This is a genomic window from Flavobacterium sp. PL11, assembly GCF_035985025.1.
Lineage (GTDB): Bacteria > Bacteroidota > Bacteroidia > Flavobacteriales > Flavobacteriaceae > Flavobacterium.
Map to the genome: position 1 here is coordinate 26,086 of NZ_JAXCIA010000008.1, position 19,558 is coordinate 45,643.

Below are 19,558 nucleotides of genomic sequence, written 5' to 3' on the forward strand. Positions count from 1 at the left end.
CTTTAATTACTACAAGCCGTTTTCACACCCGGTAGTAATTTCCATTGTATTCCACTCTTTTATCATAATATTTCTATACCATACATTATCTCCGTGATCTTGCAATGCGATTTTACCTTTTTTATATTTAGCAAAACCTGGCCAAGTTGCAAATTTACTGCCAGCGATTAAAGTATTAAAATTATCATCCCAAAGCATTGTTTCTACTACTTTTACACCGTTTAATTGCATGGTTAGCTTTCCAAATTTACAAACAATATCAACTGAATTCCATTCTCCAACAGGTTTAACAGGCTCAGAAGTACTTTTTATTAAATCATATAAATTACCAGCTCTATGCTTTTCAATTTTGCCATCAGGATGACCATCATTATCGAGCACTTGCATTTCTAATCCTGTTTCGTAAGTATTTTTGAATTTTGCTAAATCCTCATTCACATAAAAGATAATACCGCTATTGGCGTTTGGCGCCACTTTCCATTCCAATTTCAAATGGAAATTTTCATATTCTTTATCAGTAACAAGATCACCGCCTTGTCCATTCTTAGCTACAGTAGGATCAAAATGTAAAACTCCATTTTCTGCTTTCCAGCCTGCAGTTGCTTTTTCTTTACCATACGTATGCCATCCATCGGTTGTTTTTCCATCAAATATTGATTTAAATCCTTTTGGAATCATTTGTGCGTGTATTGTTTGAAACAATAGCATAAGTACTATTGAAATACCGATATTTTTTTTCATTTTATTTCTATTTAAGTTTTGTTTAAAATATTTACAATATTAAATCTTTCCACCCTTCTCGGTAATCTCGCTTTACAAACTGATTAACTTCATCGAAGTTTGTTATTTTCATATTGTTATTGTCCCATAATAACTTTACCGAGCGTCCTGGATACACATCTTCACCTAGTTCATCACGCTTTAAATCATATCCTCTAATGGCTAAGTTTGCCATTAATAGTGCCTCAGTTAAAGGGCCTGCAATTTCAAATGGCGAACTTAATTCGTGCTTTCCATAACCTGCAATTGAAGCTTCAACCCATTGCTTGTAATGTCCATTCGATCCATCAGTTACACGAGCATATTTTTGAGCAACCTTAATGTTTTCATTACGGCTTAGCGGTAATAAACGTGGATTTAACCCATAGGTATCGCACATCATTTTTCCTTTCGTCCCTATAAACAATGTACCATTTCCCCCATCTCCAAAAATTTCATTTGGTTCTAATTCAGCTGGTCTTTCGGGTTGAATGCCTCCATCCATCCAATGTAATTTTACATCGCCTTTTGTTTTATCCGTCTTTGGAAAAGTTAACGTAACATAACTAGAAGGAGGGCAACTGTCAGGGAAATAACCTCTTTTAAATTCATCAACATATACCGAACCCACACTACATTGAACATCCTTGGCATATTTTAAATTTAAAATACTAAACGGAGAATCGATTAAGTGGCATCCCATATCACCTAGTGCTCCAGTTCCATAATCCCACCAGCCGCGCCAATTAAATGGAACTAATTTGTCCACATAATTTTTTTGTGGTGCTGTTCCTAACCATAAATCCCAGTCTAGTTCTTTTGGAATTTCAGAGCTTGTGTTAGGCCATGGAATTCCTTGTGGCCAAACTGGGCGATCCGTCCAAGCTTTTACTGTGTGAACATCACCTATTAAACCGGCCTCGTACCATTCTCGCATTATTCTAGTACCATCATTTGAAGAACCTTGATTGCCCATTTGAGTGACAACTTTATATTTTTTAGCAGCTTGAGTTAATATTCTAGCTTCATAAATATCGTGTGTGAGTGGTTTTTGAACATAAACATGTTTTCCTAATTGCATGGCTGCCAAAGTTTGAATGGCATGGTTATGATCTGGCGTTGAAACAGAAACCGCGTCAAAGTTTTTGTGTTCTTTATCTAACATTTCGCGCCAATCTTTATAAAATTTAGCTTTTGGAAATGCTTCTACACTTTTAGCAGCTCTTCGGGTATCTACGTCACATAAAAAAGCAATATCAGCTTTTCCACTTTTGGCAAACATGGCAATATCAGATTGCCCTTTTCCTCCAACACCAATTCCAGCAATCAACAATCGATCACTTGGAGCCACAAATCCCCGGCCTAAAACATGGCGTGGCACAATCATAAAGGCTGCCGCAGCGATTGCAGTAGATTTTATAAAATCACGACGGTTATTAATTAAGTTATTGTTTTTTTCTTCTTTTTCCATCTAAAATTTAAAAGTTCGGTTGGTTAATTAATTCTTTAGCATTACGTTACTATTTTTTTAACGATAAAATATATTTCGCTATTGTTTTCGCTTCTTCCTTTTTCATTGAACCATGAGCAGCCATGGGAATTGCTCCCCAAACCCCAGATCCGCCTTTAATAATTTTACCAGCTAAATAATTAATGCTTTTATCATTGTTAGGATATTTGTTGGCAACATCAAGATAGGAGGGACCAATTAATTTTTTATCAATTTTATGGCAACCTATACAGTCCGATTTAGCTATTAATTTTTCTCCTTCAGAATTTTGATAGATTATTTCAAACTTATTGACATAGTTATTTTTATCTAATTTACGATCAAAGGAGGTTAAAGTTATCAATGCAATTCCTAATATTAAATAGTTATATTTCATCTTATTACAATATTTATAATCCTAAATTTTTTCTATTAAAAGCTTGGTTAGTTTCTACAGCTGCAAAATCATCAAAAGCTTTATCAGTAACTTTTATGATATGTTTTTTGATAAATTCTGCCCCTTCTCTGGCTCCATCTTCTTGATTTTTAATACAGCATTCCCATTCCATTACTGCCCATCCTGTGAAATCATATTGGGCTAATTTGCTAAAAATTGTTTTAAAATCAACTTGGCCGTCTCCTGGAGAACGATAGCGACCTGCACGATTAATCCAGCTTTGATAACCTCCAAAAGTTCCTTGCTTACCCGTAGGATTAAATTCAGCATCCTTTACATGAAAAGCTTTTATTCGCTCGTGGTAAAAATCAATATATTGGATATAATCTAATTGTTGTAGTACAAAATGGGAGGGATCATATAAAATACAAGCTCTGGAATGATTATTTACTGCCTTTAAAAACATTTCATACGTTTCTCCATCAAATAAATCTTCTCCTGGATGAATTTCATAACATAAGTCAATACCTGCTTGATCAAATTGGTTTAAGATAGGGAGCCATCTTTTAGCCAATTCTTTAAAACCATCTTCGACTAATCCAGCTGGTCGTTGCGGCCAAGGATGAAAATATTGCCAAAGCAGCGAACCACTAAAGGTAGCATGCGCATTCAAACCCAAATTTTGAGATGCTTTTGCTGCATATTCTAATTGTTGTACCGCCCATTCTTGGCGTGCTTTAGATTTTCCGTGCACTTCCTTAGGTGCAAATGCATCAAAAAAATCATCATAAGCAGGATGAACAGCTACTAATTGTCCTTGTAAATGAGTTGATAATTCTGTTATTTCTAATCCGTAAGAAGCAATTTTACCTTTTAGCTCATCAGCATAGGTTTTGCTTTCGGCTGCCTTGCGCAAATCGATAAAGCGATTGTCTAAAGTGGGCATCTGTAAGCCATGAAAACCTAAATCAGCAGCCCATTTACAAATTCCGTCTAAGGAATTAAATGGTGCTTCATTGCTGATAAACTGTGCTAAGAAAACTGCTGGTCCTTGTATAGTTGTCATTATCTATTTAAATTTTAAAATCAAACCACTTCTGATCTGATTGGCCAGAGGCTATTACACTTTCGATAAAAGCCATTCCTCGCACGCCATCCTTAACTGTTGGAAAATCTAACATTGTAGCACTCGGCTCATTTCCCTCTAATAGTGCTGATAAAGTCAAAGCAAAGTTTCGATAGATATTAGCAAATGCTTCTAAATAGCCTTCTGGATGGCCACTAGGTATTCTTGAATTTGCTTTAGCTTCATCTGATAAATAATCATTTCCAGTGCGATAAATTTGCATTGGTGCATCTGTCCACTTTATTATTAATGAATTAGGCTCCATTTGATGCCATTCTAAACCGCCTTTTTCACCGTAAATCTTAATATTTAAATTATTTTCTTCTCCCGCAGCTATTTGTGTAGCTACTAAAATACCATTGGCTCCATTGTCAAATTTTAAAAGCACATTTCCATCATCATCTAATTGACGACCATCTACAACAATATTAATATCCGCGCACAACTGAGTTATTTTTAAACCAGAAATGTATTCTGCTAATTGAGCAGCGTGCGTGCCAATATCTCCCATGCAGCCACTAATACCGCTCAACGCAGGATCTGTTCTCCACAATGCCTGTTTATTCCCTTCACTTTCAAACGAGGAACTTAACCAACCTTGATTGTATTCGACCATTATTTTTCGAATATTCCCAAGTTTATCGTCAGACACCATTTTTCGAGCTTGCTTAACCATAGGATAACCTGAATAAGTGTGAGTTAAGCACAACAATAATCCAGTTTCCTGAACTTTTTGCTGTAGTTGTTTAGCTTCGTCAAGACTTAAAGTGATTGGTTTGTCTATTACAACATGAAAACCATGATCTAAAGCCATCATAGCGGGTTTGAAATGAGCAAAATTAGGTGTTACAATAGTCACAAAATCCATTCGTTCTAATAATGGTAGTTTACTTTCTGCAACAATCATTTCTTCATAAGAATTATAACATTTTTCTTCGTTAAGAAACAAATCTTTTCCTGACTCTTTAGAAACTGCTGAATTTGAACTAAAGGCACCACAATGCAATTCAACTAAGCCGTCAATATTTGCAGCGATGCGATGAACGGCTCCAATAAATGCGTTTTTACCGCCACCTATCATACCCATTTTTAATTTTCTAATCATTATTATGGGTTTAAATATTTCCTTTTTTCAACTCTTTCACAGCATGATCACAGGCACGAGCTGTCAAAGCCATAAAGGTCAAAGAAGGATTTTGACAAGCAACAGATGGCATACAAGCACCATCAGTGACAAAAACATTATTCACTTCATGCAGCTGATTATATTTATTCAACACAGAATCTTTGGGATCATTACCCATTCTAGCTGTTCCCATTTCATGAATTGCCATTCCTGGAAAACAATTATTATCATAGGTTCGTACGTTTTTGATTCCTGACGCTTCCAGCATTTCTGCTGCGTCATTCATCATATCTTCCCGCATTTTTGCTTCATTTTCTTTATATTCACAATCAATAGCAAGAACGGGTTGGCCCCATTTATCTTTTTTCGAATGATCGATATATACTTTATTTTCGTAATACGGTAACATTTCACCAAAACCACCTAGTCCCATACTCCATGAATCAGCTGGCAGTGCCATTGTTTCCTTAAAGTTTTCACCAAAAGCTAATTCGGCTACTTCTTTATGCCAAGATCCTCGACTAGCTCCACCTTGATAACCAAAACCTCTTAAGTAATCTCTTTTATCGCTGCCCACATTTTGGTATCGTGGAATATAAATTCCATTTGCTCTTCGTCCATAAGTGTATTTATCTTCAAAACCTTCTGCAGTACCTTCAGCACCACAACGGAAATGATGATCCATTAAATTATGACCTAATTGACCGCTTGCATTACCCATTCCGTTAGGATGCGCCTCTGAAGTTGAATTTAATAATAAGAAAGTGGAACCTAACGTTGAAGCATTTACAAATACAATTTTGGCGTAAAACTCCATAGTTTCGTTTGTTTCTGCATCAATGACCATAACACCCTTAGCTTTTTTAGTGTCTTTATCATAAATGATATGATTGACAATAGAGTAAGGACGAACTGTTAACCTATTAGTTGCCATTGCAGCTGGTAAAGTAGAAGATTGCGTACTGAAATAGGCTCCAAATGGGCAACCACGACTACATAAATTTCTATATTGGCAGCTTCCGCGTCCTTTGTGAGGAACGGTTAAATTAGCCGTTCTACCGATAGTTAACAATCTGGTATAGTTATAATGTTTTTCTAATCTTTCCTTCACTGATTTTTCAACACAGTTTAGATCCATTGGCGGTAAAAACTTACTATCAGGTAATAAAGGCCAATTCTCTTTTTGACCGCTGATTCCAGCAAATTTCTCTACATAATCATACCATTTTGTTATATCTTTATAACGAATAGGCCAGTCATTTCCATGACCATCTTTTGCATTATCTTCAAAATTATGTTCGCTAAAACGATAGCTTTGTCGTCCCCACATAAGTGATTTTCCACCCACATGAAATCCTCTATACCAGTCAAATCGCTTGTCCTCCGTGTATGGACAATCTAAATCATTAACCCACCATTTTTCGGTAGCTTCATTATAGGGATAATCTCTTGTTTGAACAGGATGTGTTCGTTTTTGCTCTTGCGTAAGTCTGCCCGCGCGTTCAAATTCCCATGGGGCTTTCATAGCGGAATCATAATCCTTGATATGTTCAATATTCATTCCGCGTTCCAGCATCAACACTTTAAGTCCTTTTTCAGTGAGTTCTTTTGCAGCCCAACCACCGCTTATTCCTGATCCTACGACTATAGCGTCGTATGTATTTTCTTTTTTTAAATTAGTATTTATATTCACTTTTAAGAAGTTTAAAGTTTGTAATAAATTGTATTTAGATATTTTTTTAGGTTGCCCAAGCTTTCTGACCCGGTTTATAATCAGCGCTTCCATCATATCTGCCAGGAATAGAAACATATTCTCGAAGTTGTGTACAACCTATCTCGGATGAAAAATAACCCAATAAGGTCAAATCCCGAGCGATCATAAAAAAGGAAGGTTTCTTTTTATTGGCAATTGCCTCAGCCGTTAAATCAGTCATCAACTTATTACGTTCAGCAACATTCATTGATAAAAAATCTTTATTGTACTCTTTTTGGCATTTAACGAGCATTTCCTTCATTCCTGTTGCAAAAAGTTCTTGCATATTTGAAGGATAGCAATCTCTTAATATCATAGGAATAAAAGCACCTAATCCGGCAGCTTTTGCGCCGCCTGAAGAGGCAGTAGTAGGTATAATAATCTCTGCATATTCACCTAAAATTTCCTCATCGCTTGCTGAAAAAAATAATTTCAATTTAGAATCATCATTGAATCCCATTCCTTCAAACAAAACAGAAATTGTATTTGATGATATAGCAGCTCCCAATAAAAAAGCTACATTTTTTAGTGCTTTACGTCTATCCATTATTTAATTATTAAAACTATTAATTAATACTGAAGAATATATAGTTATTTAATCAATACAATTATAACGAAAAAAAAGTTATATATGTTTTTAAAATACTAAATTGTTGCAATAATTCATTATTTAATAATAGTTTCGCCTATTTCGTCTCAAAAAGCCATTAAGTGATAGCGTATCTTTGAAAAAATAATTAAAAATGTAATATTTTGAAATAAATAATACCAAGTAAATGTATCTTAGGTAAGTATTTTAGTATCAAAAAACGATTTAGGAAGAAGTTATATGGACAATGATAGTATGTGTACATTTCGTGATTTAACCATTGAGAGTTTTATACTATTATCTTGAACTATCCTCAAGGATATACATTGCAATGAGTATTTTTCTAAATTTAAAAAAAACAAAAAATATTTGTAATTATTTATTCTCTTTATATCCTGTATTATAACTGACAATACTGCAGGTAAAGCGCAAATGTTGCCAGTACGTTCCCGAATATTTTGGCTCAATTACAATAACTATTGTTTTATCTTTTCTGGAATAAGCGTTGCGTCAAATACTGTACTTAATCAATAAATAAAACATTTTTTTTGATTTTTGAGTAAATCACTTTAAAATGTACGCTATTCCCCGTATAGAAGTTTTAAAGGTATATTTTGTATAAATTTGTTACTCTACACATTAAAATAAGTACAGTTTATATTGAAAATTTGATATTCAATTAGTATGGGTTTAACGAGTGGCGTATTAACTATCTGCGTTTATCTACTGATATTTTTTCAGCACTCACGAAACTTATGCCAGGAGAATTGTAATAATCTGACAGATGTTGCAATTCTTGATCAATCTAACTTATATCTAATGAAAACTAAAATGTTTTTGGCTGATGTCTTGGTTGCCCTTTCAGTTTTTAACTTGTTTACTTGTGCACGAAATAATTAATTTTTATATGATTTTCAATTCTATATGGTTTAAAAACAGCTGTTATTATTTTTTTTACTTTTATAAACGCAAGTTCAAGTTTGAACTATTTAGTTATTTTCTAAGCGCTTTGATCTGCAAAGCTTGTTTTGCTATGGCTTCTAATAGTGATTCTGTGCTAGGTTAAATTGTTGAAAAATGTGTTTTATTTTAAATAATTTCAAGAGTAAATCAAATAAATCAAAAGAAATAAACACAGTACGTATTAAGAAGTAATACAGAATTATTACAGGAACAAATTATTGTCTTAATGTTAGATCACAAATTAGGGGGTTTCTCGTATTCAAAGTGATCCTGAAATCCTAATTTTTGTCATCTTGAGCGGAGTAAAAAGCTTACTAGGGTAAACGCTTCGACTCCACATAGCGAGACAAAATGACACAATAAATCATTTTTTATTATTTATAACGATAATGTTGACAACTAGAATGATTTTTTATAATCTGTTTTTAAAAATTGTTGCTCATCAACTTACTTTAAGTGCGTGGACAACTGATTAGCTATGTGCTATTAAAATATATAATTTTTTATGTTGCTTTCCCTAAAATTGTCGCCTCAGGAATTTCTATTAATTTTCCTGACTTAACATCGTAAATATATCCGTAAACTGGAATATAAGACGGTACCAATTGATGGTTTTTAATTCGTTTGACATCTTCAATTATACTTTCTGTTTGGTTGGCAATGGTTAGAAAAGAAATATTATTTGCTTCGTTAGAGCCGCCTTTCTCGGTCACATTTTTCCATCCGTCTTGATCAATTGATGCGGTAGAGAGACTTTTAGAAAGTAAACTGCGTATAATTTCATCGGTGAAATATTCCATACCACAGTCCGTATGATGAATGACAAACCACTCATCTGTTCCTAAAAGTTTGTGTGAAATTACTAAGGACCGGATAGCGTCATCACTTGCCCGCCCGCCCGCATTTCTGATCACATGGGCGTCACCCTCAGATAAACCAGCATATTTTGCAGGATCAAGACGGGCATCCATGCAAGTAAGAATTGCAAATTTTCTAGCAGGAGGCAATCCCAAATCTTTTTTTTCTCCAAAACTGGCAGAATAATTTTTATTGGCGTCGAGTACCTCCTGGTGTACTTTACTGGTTTCTTTCTGTAATAAATTATTTTCTTTCATGCTATTTTAATCTTACGGTTTTTATTAATTTTTGTACTTATTTTATATGTTGCTTAATAATTTATTTTAATATCTATACTACGACCCATTAATGATACAAATTTCTCTAAAACTCAAGATAATTTTATGGCTTAATTTCCCAGTTACTTGGTTCCAATCTGAGATAAATTTTGATCCATTAAAAAGGTTAGAAAAAGTAATTCTGAATTTACGCTACTTATAATTTATGACACATTTCACTTGGTGTTTTATAATCTAATCAACTATAAAAACACTGATTATTACAAAACAAAAAATGTTTATTTAATCCATTGTATCATTTTAAACTATTGCCGTAGGACTGAAAATATACATTCCTTATTATATTGTGCTGCACATCCTTTCAATGAAAACATAATCAATAGCAAGTTCTTTTCCATCTATTAATATTTTTGTATCATTGTTTGTCAATAATGCAGCATGCACTAAGTATGTGTGGTTACTACTTTGATCTTTATTACATATTTCTGGTTAACCATGTTTATCTCTAGCCTCTTGAAGTATCTCTGTGCATCATTTGTTTTTAAATATTGCTTAAATATCAACTTATAACATTGTATATATGCAAATCAATTATTGTATATAAATATATAAAATCATTAATTATAAGGAAATATGTTTTATTGGTAGCACTAGGTTATACCATTGTTTTATCTCTAAAATTCCAATGTTTCTTTCTATGAAGGCTTTTAAACAACTTGTACTTTAAAATCCTTTAAAAATCCTTTTCTTGTTGTTGAAATAAATCTGCTAATTTAGATTTTTTTTCCTGCTCAAATTTAAAGCAAAAAATCGTATATATTTCGGGAGCACCATATTTTATAGTAAAATTAAAGTCTGTTTAACTTTAATCGGACAACAATGATTTCTATATAACATAATAAAAATTAATTATTACGGATTAATTTAATAATAGCATCTTTCGTTTATGATGCGCGCTCTATTACTTATTTGACTTAAAAGTAATTCGCAATTATAAATACTGAATAGCAATTATTTGAAGAATCCTTGTTCTTCGATAATTTTTGAAAAGATATTAAAACCTAGTCTTTTCATTTTATAAAATGCGAACTCTACCTCTCAAACAAACCTAATGTTCCACCAACCCAGTCTTTGTCTTTATTAAATTTTACTCCAATCATCTCGCCACGACTCAGGCGAACTAAATTACAAAGTAGGGTAGGAGATTCATCTTCTTTTTTCCAGGCACAAAGAACACGGACTTCGGCTTTTACTTTTCCATCAGGCGATTGTACTATTGGTTTATAATGAACTTTTTTCTGAAGTATATAAAGTTCTTTTTCAACAACGGCATAAATATCTTCTTTTTTGACATGAAAAATAACACCAGTTCCTGAAAAGGAAAAAATTGGTTTTAAGACGTAATTTTCTAAATCTTCTGGAATTTCTGTCAACTCACTTAATAAAGTAGTTTCTATAAAGTATTTACCTTTTAAGAAAGGCAAAATAAATTTGCTAATTCTAAAAAACCAATTGGGATGTCCTGCCCATTCTACATCTAAATCATCTGAGAAATGAAAATTCATTTTTAAATCAGCGCGCAAATCCAGTTCATCGAATATAACACGATTATAAATTCGTTTTACAAGAATCTCTTCACCGTGGTTATTTTTATAAAAAAGCTGTTTTCCTTTTTTAATTAATTCAGTGACGCAAACTATTGGAATTCCAATATCTCTTTTACAATAATAAAAGTCAATTTTTGTGTTTTGCTTTTCAGGTTCAATTTCAAGCAGAATAACATTTTCCTTTATATGATGATTACAAATAACCTCTTCTATGATATCATGATAACTTTGACTGTCTATTCCATCAAAAAAAGGAGTTAGTTCTTCCAGAAATGGATACTGATTTTTAAATTTTTCGTAAAGTTTTGATTGATAATTATAAAGCGAAGGAAATCCTTGAACTTCAATTAATTTAGGAACAACCAAACCGTCTTCTTCGCAAATACCAAAATCAATTGCTAAAAATGTAGTATGCTCATCTTCATTTGGAACTTTATGATTAAGTTCTAATGATTTATCGGTTAATTGTTTAAAATTATCTTTTTTTATAAAAGAAATAACTTCATTACAACCTTCAATTAACTGTTGCTTTAACTCATTTGAAATAAAAAACGGAGTTTCGCCCACTCTAAAAGTTGGTAGATATTTAAAATCGGAAGCGATGTCATCTTTGAAATCTTGGTATTTTTGATCTGTAAATTGAGCATTAAACAACTCCCGATATTTCGCAATCATAAACTTTTAAATTAATTTGATAATATTTTTTTTGTTTTCATCAAGTCGTTAATCGCCGTTCTCAGAAAATTAGGAATTAAGGTTTCATTAGTTTTATAAATTTTATCATCATCCATCAAATCTTCGAGCATATCACGAAACTTTTTCTCACCCTTGATGCTTTTGATTTTTTCTTTTGCTGTTTTATTTCGCAAGTGTGCTACAAAACTTATTGGATCAGCTTCAGGATGAAATTGTGTTCCCACAAAATAATTAGTGAAGCGCACTGCCATAATTGCACGCTCATACTGCACATGATCTCTAATTTTTTCTAGTGATATTATTTTCGCACCTTTTTTAGTAAAAACACTCAATTTTGGCTGTACTACTTGATAATCACGAGAATCAATTCCATAAAATGGATCTGCAAGTCCTTCAAATAAGGAATCAGTCAATCCTTCTTTAGTTTTATGAATAGTCATAACTCCAAAAGAAGTATCATTTCTTTTTGTAACGGTAGCTAAACCAAAATGCAAACAAGCCATTTGGAAAGAGTGACAAATAAATAAAACATGCTTTTTCACTGCATTTTCATTATTCCATTTTGTGAGTAGATCTATAAATTCGTAATATTTAGTATCCCAATTTCCATCGCCAATTAATGGATTTCCTGGACCACCAGTAGAAATATAAATATCAAATTTCTCAATATCTGGAAATTCGCATTTTTGTCGAACATTAAATATTTCAAAACTAACTACAGGACTAAACCGATTGATAACGTCAATAATACAGCGCATTCCTTGATTTGGTTCGCCGTTATACATATCTAACAGCGCTATTTTAAAAATTTTATTTAACATAAAGATTTATTAATTAGGGATATGCAAAGTTAATTTTTTTATTTTACAATCCTTTTGTAAATTCTCCAGTAATAAAATCGACCACACTTGAGAGTTCTCCTGTTTCATTAAAAACGGCCAATTGCTTGTCAGCACCAGTTCCGTTTTTTAAAATTTCATGTACAAAGTTTATTTCGTCTCGACTGCCTAATTCATCAACAACATCATCAATAAAATCGAGTAGTTCAAGAATTAGCATCTTAGTTTCAACTTCTTTTTGTAATCCAAAATCGATCATATTATTCTCAATTCCATATCGCGCGGCACGAAATTTATTTTCTTTAATCAACGCAATTCTATAAACATTAAAACTGGTGTTATTCATGTTTAATTTGTAAAGTTTAGCTACAATTGCCTGAATTATAGCTACTATACAAATCGTTTCATCCACCGTTAAACACATATCACAAATTCTAAATTCGATTGTATTGTAAAAAGGATGCAAACGTAAATCCCACCATATCTTCTTGGGATTATCGATACATTTTGTTTTCACAAGAGTATCCAAAAAATTTTGATAAGACGCTACTGAGTCAAAATATTCTGGCAATCCTGTTCTAGGAAATTTGTCAAATACTTTAGTTCTAAAAGATTTATAGCCTGTTTGTCTTCCTTCCCAAAATGGTGAATTGGTAGAAAGAGCGAATATATGCGGTAGAAAATAAGTAGCTTGATTCATTAGTTGCAAGCCTATTTCTCTATTTTCGATACCCACATGACAGTGCATTCCAAAAATTAAATTAGAACGGGCAGCGTCTTGCAGTTCGTTCACAATATCGTGATAACGCGGATCATCAGTGATAGGCTGATCTTGCCATTTAGAAAATGGATGTGTACCTGCGCCACCTACAATTAAATCTTGCTTATTAGCTAATTCAACTATTTTGCAACGCAAAAACCGAATTTCATTTCGAGCATCTATTATATTATTACAAATATTAGTACCTACTTCCACCACCGATTGATGCATTTCAGCTTTTACTTGCTCATTTAAAATGATCTTGGCCCCGTCGACGATTTTTGACAAATGCGAACGCAAATCTCTTGTCTCAGGATCTATAATTTGATATTCTTCTTCTACACCTAGTGTAAATATTGGTAGTTTCTTCATTTGCATATTTTTTTTGGAAGCTTTATCCCGCTTTGCGTTTCATTTTTTTTTAACTGTTTTAAAATTTGCTTTGAAGGCAAATTCAAAACAACTAAAAAAGAATTTCTCCCGAAGCATCGGGACAATCGGAGCTGGGATATTAGGATACTAAATCCACATTATTTTTCACCAGCAGCATCTTTTATAAAAGTTCCCCAAGTCAAATTCATTTTTCCTGCTTTTTGTTTTTTTGCAGCAGCGATTGCCATTTTAGCAGCCTCCTCAACAACCCATTCAAAATTGTCAGCACCAACAGAGGTCAATTCTGCATCGGGAGCTGGATTACCGAAATCAATTGCATAGGGAATCCCATCTCTCACCGCAAATTCAACTGTATTAAAATCATAACCCAATCCCTTACAAAGTCTTAAAGTGTAATCTTTTACCGTGGCCAATAATTTTTTATCAGTAGCTGGTCCATCAATTACATATCGCAAGTGATGTGGATTTCTAGGTTCATATTGCATAATACGAACTGCTTTACCGCCTAAACAATACACTCTAAAATATTCAGTAAAAACGATTTCTTCTTGTAACATCATTACTAATTGTCCTGTTTCTTGATGCTTTTCCCAAAACTCTTCTTTGTTTTCTAATCGGTAAACATTTTTCCAGCCACCACCAGCATACGGTTTCATATACGCTGGAAAACCTATATAATCAAAAATTCCTTCCCAGTCCATTGGGTATTTTAGATTTCTGAAAGACTTTCCTGTAGTATCAGTAGGATGTTCAGCTGATGGTAAAATTACCGTGTTAGGCAATGGCACTCCTAAAGTATCTGCTAATGCGTTATTAAAAAACTTGTCGTCAGCACTCCACCAAAAAGGGTTGTTTATAACATTAGTGCCTGTTAGAGCGGCGTTTTTTAAGTAAGCACGATAAAAGGGAACATCTTGCGAAATACGATCAATGATAACCGCATATTCTCCACCCTTGTTTTGCACTACCTTATCAATAGAAACAGCTTCAGCTATAATTCCCTTTTCATTTTTTGAGTTTACTCTGTCTATAAACGCCTGTGGAAAAGTGTCTTCCATTCCAAATAAAATTCCTATTTTTTTCATTTTTGTCTATTTATATTTTTAAAAAAAATTAATTCTTGATAAATAATGCGGAAACATTTCTATCCATAATGGCCAATCATGTTTTTGATCCTGACGAATATCTAACCAGTGGTGAACATTCTTATCGCTTAAAATTTTACTTAATTTTAGATTGGCATCAAAACAAATATCCCAATTTGAAGTCCCTAGAACGATATCCATATTCCACAATTCATGATCGTTTAAACCATATAAATAATCCTCTGGACTATTGTAAAATACATCGTCATTGTGAAAACCGTCCATAAAGTTTTTAATTGTAAAGGCGCCACTCAAAGAAAATAAATGGCTAACATAACCAGGATGTTTAAAAGCAAAATTGGCAGCGTGATAACCGCCAAAACTACAACCAGCTACTACAACTTTACCAGATGGCGTGTTGTTTTTTACTCTTTCAACTATTTCATGACAAATCATTTTATCATAACGCACATGATTTTCTATGCGATGTACAGGATGAATTTGCTTGTTATAAAAACTATCTTTATCAACGCTATCGGGACAAAAAATTTGAATTAATCCTTGTTCTATATACCATCTTGCGGATTCTATCAATCCCATATCTTTATTCTCATGGTACGATCCCATGGAAGTGGGGAATAATACCACCGGATAGCCACTATGTCCATAAACTAGCATCTCTATTTCTCGATTTAAATTAGGAGAGTGCCATTTAAAATATTCTTCCTTCATATATTAAATTTTAACAATTATAATGAAAATAAATATAGTTCAGGCATAAATAAATTAAAGAATGAAATAATTATGATTTGAATGATAAACTATATTAAATTTTAAATAATTGATAGATTAATGGAGATCAATTTGTCTTTTCTTAGCAAATGTATAATTGAAGTTAAAATTATTCTACGCCATTCTATTACTATCAATTGACGACATTCTTTTTAATCAGTTTAACCAATAGGACAAAGACGCAATACACAACTATTTTGATAAATGCGTTTAAAACAATCTGATATTTTTAAGATTAATTTGAAAATTTAGTCAAAAAGTTGTATTTGACTTTTTAATCGCTCTATTAGCATACTCATCATTCTTTTATTAATGTTAGATGAATTTTCTGAATACTTTAAATATTCATTGGATGTAAATAAACCGATAATAAATCCTTTCATAGTATTGCTGAATTTTATATCTTTTTGCACCGCATTATCGATAACTAATAACTTGGCTTCAAGAGTTTTGGACTGAAAATCAACTTTATTCCTTTTTATATAACTTGTAAAGGAAGCGATAAACAAATCATTTTGTAATTTTAAGATAGGTCGAAGGGTTTCATTTTGAAATGATTCTTCCATTGAAGAGGTTGAAGATACCGATCCGATGGTTTCTCCTCTAAGTTGTAAAATAAATGTATCACGTGTTTGCATGTTTTTTCTTTAAATGTAGAGAAAAAGAATTGAAATTACTTGAAACGATCTTCAAAAATAATTCAGTATGTAAATATTCATTTTAATTATAATCTTGTAACAATAGCAAATTGCAGATTAAGCCAATTTTCGTTAAATAAAAACAGCTATACAAATTGATATTTAACTACATGCAGTAAATAACAATATATGTAAAAAATGATCTTTATTATTTTTAATTTAGTTAAAGATTTCTAATAAATTATTTTATTTTGTGCTAAAGCAAAATAAGGGAATCGCATACAATATTTATGTTAGCGTTTTGAATGGTAGTATTTTTATTAAATGCGCATTCAATTTTTATAGCTCGATATTCTCGCATACCATACGGGTAATATGAAAAAGTAATTTAGAAATTATTTGTAACTGCTTATCTGATAAGATACACTTGTGCCTTTTTGTAAAACGAGTCTGCTGACAGTGGACAACATTTGGTAAAAGCATACGAGCTAAGAAAGCATGCAAAGCAGCAAACTTTAAAAGATTATGCACAGGTAAAACTCTGAACGCTTATAACTGGTTATAGGCATAACATCAATTTAAATCCTCTATCAATTTGTTCAAGAATGCCATAGAATAAGCTCCCAAATTAATGCTACAGTGGCGCTTATGTCAATATTTTAATTTTAAGTTTCAGTTATCTTTATATGGAAATTGTCTTTTTTTCTTAAATTAGTAAAGCCAAATGGTTGTAGCGAAAAAAAGTTTAACGGAGCATCAAAAGTAGTTTTTTGTATACATCCAAAGATAAATTAAGTATTGTAGAATAAAAAAATGTTCTATAGTAGTTTTATAAGGAACATTACTATCGAGTTAATACGATAGGGATCAAATGCTCAGCGAATAGAAATATTTAAAGAATTTAAGGACAAAAATGTAGGATCAAGAAAAATTAAATTATTATTGAATCATTTAAAAATGACAATTTAAGTGACTCTAATGTTAAAGGGATGCAATGCGATCTTATTAATTATGCTAATCTTTGGTAATGGTTCAAGTTTAAATAATTATGGAATTTTACAACGACAGTTAAAATTAGTTAGAAAATATTTATATTTGTAAATCATTATAAAAAATACAAAATGAAAAAAACATTACTTTATTTAGTATTCTTATGCAGTTTTAGCGCCGCATTAGCACAAAACTTTACAACAGGTGGCATAAATTATAACGTTACCTCTGCAACAGCACCGCTTACGGTTGAGGTGGGCGAAAATCCTAATTATTCAGGGGCTGTAATTATACCTGAAATGGTAACAAACCCAGCTACATCTATTACGTTTACAGTAACGTCTATTGGAAATCGTGCCTTTTTTGACTGTTCTGGATTAACATCAGTAACTATTGGAAATAAGGTAACTTCTATTGGAGATGGCGCTTTTTCAGTTTGTTCTAGTTTAACATCGATTACGATTCCTGCTACTGTTATTACTATTGGAGATGCTGCTTTTAATAAATGTATCAGTTTGACATCTATAACAATTCCTGATACTGTGACTTCTATGGGAGATTCTGTCTTTTATGCATGTTCTGGTCTAACATCAGTAATTATTGGAAACGGGGTAACTTCTATTGGACAAGAAGCTTTTTTTGAATGTACTAGTTTAGCATCAGTAACTCTTGGAAATGCGTTAACTTCTATTGGAGTCCGCGCTTTTTCTAACAGTGCTAATTTAGCAACGGTTACGATGGGAAATGCGTTAACTTCTATTGGAGCCTCTGCTTTTAGAAATTGTTCTTCTTTAACATCGTTTACTATTCCTAGCACTGTAACATCAATTGGTGAATCTGCCTTTAGAAGTTGTGATGGTTTAACTTCGATTACCATTCCTAGTGGTGTTACTTCTATAGAAGATTCTGTTTTTAGAAGTTGTGAAGGTTAAACATCGGTTACGCTTCCTAGTACTTTAACTACTATTGGAAGTTCTGCTTTTAGAAATTGTCTTGGTTTAACATCGGTTACAATTCCTAATGCTGTTACAACTATTGGAAATTCTGCTTTTTATAATTGTATGGGTTTACTATCAGTTATGCTTCCTAGTGCTTTAACTACTAGTGGGAATGGTGCTTTTGAGACTTGTGATAATTTAACATCGATTTCAATTCCTGCTTCTGTTACTGCTATTGGAACAACCGCGTTTAAAGATTGTCCTGCTTTAATATCGCTTACTTGTTTGGTTCCAATACCTTTAGTTATTAATGCTAATGTTTTTGGAGGAACAACCAACCAAGCAGCGTGTGATTTATATACAACAGATGCTAGTAGCCAAGCTTTATATGAAGCAGCACCCGTTTGGCAAGATTTTGGAACTACTTTAAGTACGAATAACTTTGATAAAGTTAGCTTTATAATGTATCCTAACCCAACTTCTGAAAACCTAACTATTACACTTGAAAACAATGTAGCGCTTGAAAATGTAAACTTTTACAATACATTAGGCCAATTGGTTAAAACGTCAAATACAACAACTACAAACATTTCTGAACTAGCAAAAGGAAACTATTTCGTTGAAGTAATTACCAAACAAGGTAAAGCGACAAAAACAATTGTTATAAAGTAATGATTGGACTTGAATCCCCGATATTTATCGGGGATTTTTATATAAAACCGCTAGCAATGATTTTAATCCCTGCCTTTGAATAGCTGTGAGATAACCCATCACTTTACAACGAGAAATTGATTTGATGGAGTTTGCACCACAGGGTTTGAGTACCATGATAATTGCAATAGTAGAAAGTTTTTTTAACAATAAATAAACCAAACTCATTAAAAATCAATTAAAAAAATGAATTAACTTTTAAAAACTTATATTTATAATTAACTCTTATCTATTTAAACACATGAAAAAAACACTACTTTATTTCGTATTCTTATATGGTTTTAACACTCTATTGGCACAAAATTTCACAGCAGGCGGCGTAAATTATACGGTTACCTCTGCAACAGCACCATTTACTGTAAAAGTGGCTAATAATATTAATTATACAGGAGCTTTAGTAGTGCCTGAAACTGTTACAAACGAGGCTATAAGTTATGCAGTAACATCTATTGAAAATGATGCTTTTGAAAACTGTGCAGGTTTAACATCGGTTAATACCGGAAATTCAGTGACTATTATTGGAAATTATGCTTTTGGTCATTGTGGTAATTTATCATCTGTTACTATTGGAAATGCTGTGACTTCAATTGGAAATTATGCTTTTCAATATTGTATTGGATTATGATCAGTCACAATTGGAAATGGGGTAACTTCTATTGGTTATGGTGCTTTTAGAAATTGTCCTTTTTTAACATCGGTTACTTGTTTAGTAGCAACGCCTTTAGCAATTACTACAATTACTTTTGGAGGAACAACAAACCAAGCTAACTG

General features: G+C 32.5%; 17 protein-coding genes and 1 pseudogene. 4 read left to right on the plus strand and 14 right to left on the minus strand.

Features of this window, described 5'->3' with window-relative positions; all coding sequences use genetic code 11:
• Positions 1 to 9: 9 nt before the first annotated feature.
• The 14 genes from RCH18_RS06040 to RCH18_RS06105 all read right to left on the minus strand — a co-directional run bounded on the left by RCH18_RS06040 (position 10) and on the right by RCH18_RS06105 (position 16,148).
• Complete coding sequence (locus tag RCH18_RS06040) at positions 10 to 741, minus strand: 3-keto-disaccharide hydrolase (protein WP_326935853.1); 732 nt, start codon at positions 739 to 741, stop codon at positions 10 to 12.
• A 31-nt stretch (positions 742 to 772) separates the two neighbouring features.
• Complete coding sequence (locus RCH18_RS06045; protein WP_326935854.1) at positions 773 to 2,230, minus strand: Gfo/Idh/MocA family protein; 1,458 nt, start codon at positions 2,228 to 2,230, stop codon at positions 773 to 775.
• A 49-nt stretch (positions 2,231 to 2,279) separates the two neighbouring features.
• Positions 2,280 to 2,645 (minus strand): c-type cytochrome, encoded by a 366-nt coding sequence (locus tag RCH18_RS06050; protein WP_326935855.1) that lies wholly within the window; start codon positions 2,643 to 2,645, stop codon positions 2,280 to 2,282.
• A 13-nt stretch (positions 2,646 to 2,658) separates the two neighbouring features.
• Positions 2,659 to 3,711 (minus strand): sugar phosphate isomerase/epimerase family protein, encoded by a 1,053-nt coding sequence (locus RCH18_RS06055; RefSeq protein WP_326935856.1) that lies wholly within the window; start codon positions 3,709 to 3,711, stop codon positions 2,659 to 2,661.
• A 7-nt stretch (positions 3,712 to 3,718) separates the two neighbouring features.
• Positions 3,719 to 4,876: a Gfo/Idh/MocA family protein gene (locus RCH18_RS06060; RefSeq protein WP_326935857.1), complete on the minus strand. Its 1,158-nt coding sequence runs from the start codon at positions 4,874 to 4,876 to the stop codon at positions 3,719 to 3,721.
• A 10-nt stretch (positions 4,877 to 4,886) separates the two neighbouring features.
• Entirely contained in the window at positions 4,887 to 6,590 is a 1,704-nt protein-coding gene (locus RCH18_RS06065) for a GMC family oxidoreductase (protein ID WP_326935858.1), read from the minus strand.
• A 46-nt stretch (positions 6,591 to 6,636) separates the two neighbouring features.
• Complete coding sequence (locus tag RCH18_RS06070; RefSeq protein ID WP_326935859.1) at positions 6,637 to 7,197, minus strand: gluconate 2-dehydrogenase subunit 3 family protein; 561 nt, start codon at positions 7,195 to 7,197, stop codon at positions 6,637 to 6,639.
• Between the two features lie 1,508 nt (positions 7,198 to 8,705).
• Positions 8,706 to 9,317, minus strand: a complete 612-nt coding sequence (locus RCH18_RS06075) for a beta-class carbonic anhydrase (protein ID WP_326935860.1) — start codon at positions 9,315 to 9,317, stop codon at positions 8,706 to 8,708.
• A gap of 1,112 nt (positions 9,318 to 10,429) precedes the next feature.
• Positions 10,430 to 11,620, minus strand: a complete 1,191-nt coding sequence (locus RCH18_RS06080; protein ID WP_326935861.1) for a hypothetical protein — start codon at positions 11,618 to 11,620, stop codon at positions 10,430 to 10,432.
• An 11-nt stretch (positions 11,621 to 11,631) separates the two neighbouring features.
• A complete protein-coding gene (locus RCH18_RS06085; protein WP_326935862.1) occupies positions 11,632 to 12,462 on the minus strand; it encodes a type 1 glutamine amidotransferase in 831 nt (276 codons plus the stop codon).
• 43 nt (positions 12,463 to 12,505) lie between these two features.
• A complete protein-coding gene (locus tag RCH18_RS06090) occupies positions 12,506 to 13,612 on the minus strand; it encodes a carboxylate-amine ligase (protein WP_326935863.1) in 1,107 nt (368 codons plus the stop codon).
• A 158-nt stretch (positions 13,613 to 13,770) separates the two neighbouring features.
• Entirely contained in the window at positions 13,771 to 14,718 is a 948-nt protein-coding gene (locus RCH18_RS06095) for an ATP-grasp domain-containing protein (protein ID WP_326935864.1), read from the minus strand.
• Positions 14,719 to 14,736: 18 nt separating this feature from the next.
• Positions 14,737 to 15,450, minus strand: a complete 714-nt coding sequence (locus RCH18_RS06100; protein ID WP_326935865.1) for an esterase family protein — start codon at positions 15,448 to 15,450, stop codon at positions 14,737 to 14,739.
• A gap of 308 nt (positions 15,451 to 15,758) precedes the next feature.
• On the minus strand, positions 15,759 to 16,148 hold the full coding sequence (locus RCH18_RS06105; protein ID WP_326935866.1) for a glyoxalase: 390 nt from the start codon (positions 16,146 to 16,148) through the stop codon (positions 15,759 to 15,761).
• A gap of 1,121 nt (positions 16,149 to 17,269) precedes the next feature.
• On the opposite strand from RCH18_RS06105, the gene RCH18_RS06110 reads away from it, so the two are divergent.
• The 4 genes and pseudogenes from RCH18_RS06110 (at position 17,270) to RCH18_RS06125 (ending at position 19,412) form a co-directional block, all read left to right on the plus strand.
• A complete protein-coding gene (locus RCH18_RS06110) occupies positions 17,270 to 18,070 on the plus strand; it encodes a leucine-rich repeat domain-containing protein (protein ID WP_326935867.1) in 801 nt (266 codons plus the stop codon).
• A gap of 12 nt (positions 18,071 to 18,082) precedes the next feature.
• Positions 18,083 to 18,349, plus strand: a pseudogene (locus RCH18_RS06115) (leucine-rich repeat domain-containing protein); the annotation flags it as partial.
• 189 nt (positions 18,350 to 18,538) lie between these two features.
• Positions 18,539 to 18,748, plus strand: coding sequence for a T9SS type A sorting domain-containing protein (locus tag RCH18_RS06120; RefSeq protein ID WP_326935939.1), 210 nt, complete (start codon positions 18,539 to 18,541; stop codon positions 18,746 to 18,748).
• 280 nt (positions 18,749 to 19,028) lie between these two features.
• A complete protein-coding gene (locus tag RCH18_RS06125; protein WP_326935868.1) occupies positions 19,029 to 19,412 on the plus strand; it encodes a leucine-rich repeat domain-containing protein in 384 nt (127 codons plus the stop codon).
• Positions 19,413 to 19,558: the final 146 nt, after the last annotated feature.

Excerpts from the sequence above, each read along its gene's own strand:
- RCH18_RS06045 (WP_326935854.1), bottom strand. The coding sequence starts at position 2,230 with ATGGAAAAAGAAGAAAAAAACAATAACTTAATTAATAACCGTCGTGAT.
- RCH18_RS06085 (WP_326935862.1), bottom strand. The coding sequence starts at position 12,462 with ATGTTAAATAAAATTTTTAAAATAGCGCTGTTAGATATGTATAACGGC.
- RCH18_RS06080 (WP_326935861.1), bottom strand. The coding sequence starts at position 11,620 with ATGATTGCGAAATATCGGGAGTTGTTTAATGCTCAATTTACAGATCAA.
- RCH18_RS06055 (WP_326935856.1), bottom strand. The coding sequence starts at position 3,711 with ATGACAACTATACAAGGACCAGCAGTTTTCTTAGCACAGTTTATCAGC.
- RCH18_RS06090 (WP_326935863.1), bottom strand. The coding sequence starts at position 13,612 with ATGAAGAAACTACCAATATTTACACTAGGTGTAGAAGAAGAATATCAA.
- RCH18_RS06125 (WP_326935868.1), top strand. The coding sequence starts at position 19,029 with ATGAAAAAAACACTACTTTATTTCGTATTCTTATATGGTTTTAACACT.
- RCH18_RS06070 (WP_326935859.1), bottom strand. The coding sequence starts at position 7,197 with ATGGATAGACGTAAAGCACTAAAAAATGTAGCTTTTTTATTGGGAGCT.
- RCH18_RS06105 (WP_326935866.1), bottom strand. The coding sequence starts at position 16,148 with ATGCAAACACGTGATACATTTATTTTACAACTTAGAGGAGAAACCATC.
- RCH18_RS06040 (WP_326935853.1), bottom strand. The coding sequence starts at position 741 with ATGAAAAAAAATATCGGTATTTCAATAGTACTTATGCTATTGTTTCAA.
- RCH18_RS06120 (WP_326935939.1), top strand. The coding sequence starts at position 18,539 with ATGTATCCTAACCCAACTTCTGAAAACCTAACTATTACACTTGAAAAC.
- RCH18_RS06095 (WP_326935864.1), bottom strand. The coding sequence starts at position 14,718 with ATGAAAAAAATAGGAATTTTATTTGGAATGGAAGACACTTTTCCACAG.
- RCH18_RS06050 (WP_326935855.1), bottom strand. The coding sequence starts at position 2,645 with ATGAAATATAACTATTTAATATTAGGAATTGCATTGATAACTTTAACC.
- RCH18_RS06110 (WP_326935867.1), top strand. The coding sequence starts at position 17,270 with ATGAAAAAAACATTACTTTATTTAGTATTCTTATGCAGTTTTAGCGCC.
- RCH18_RS06075 (WP_326935860.1), bottom strand. The coding sequence starts at position 9,317 with ATGAAAGAAAATAATTTATTACAGAAAGAAACCAGTAAAGTACACCAG.
- RCH18_RS06060 (WP_326935857.1), bottom strand. The coding sequence starts at position 4,876 with ATGATTAGAAAATTAAAAATGGGTATGATAGGTGGCGGTAAAAACGCA.
- RCH18_RS06100 (WP_326935865.1), bottom strand. The coding sequence starts at position 15,450 with ATGAAGGAAGAATATTTTAAATGGCACTCTCCTAATTTAAATCGAGAA.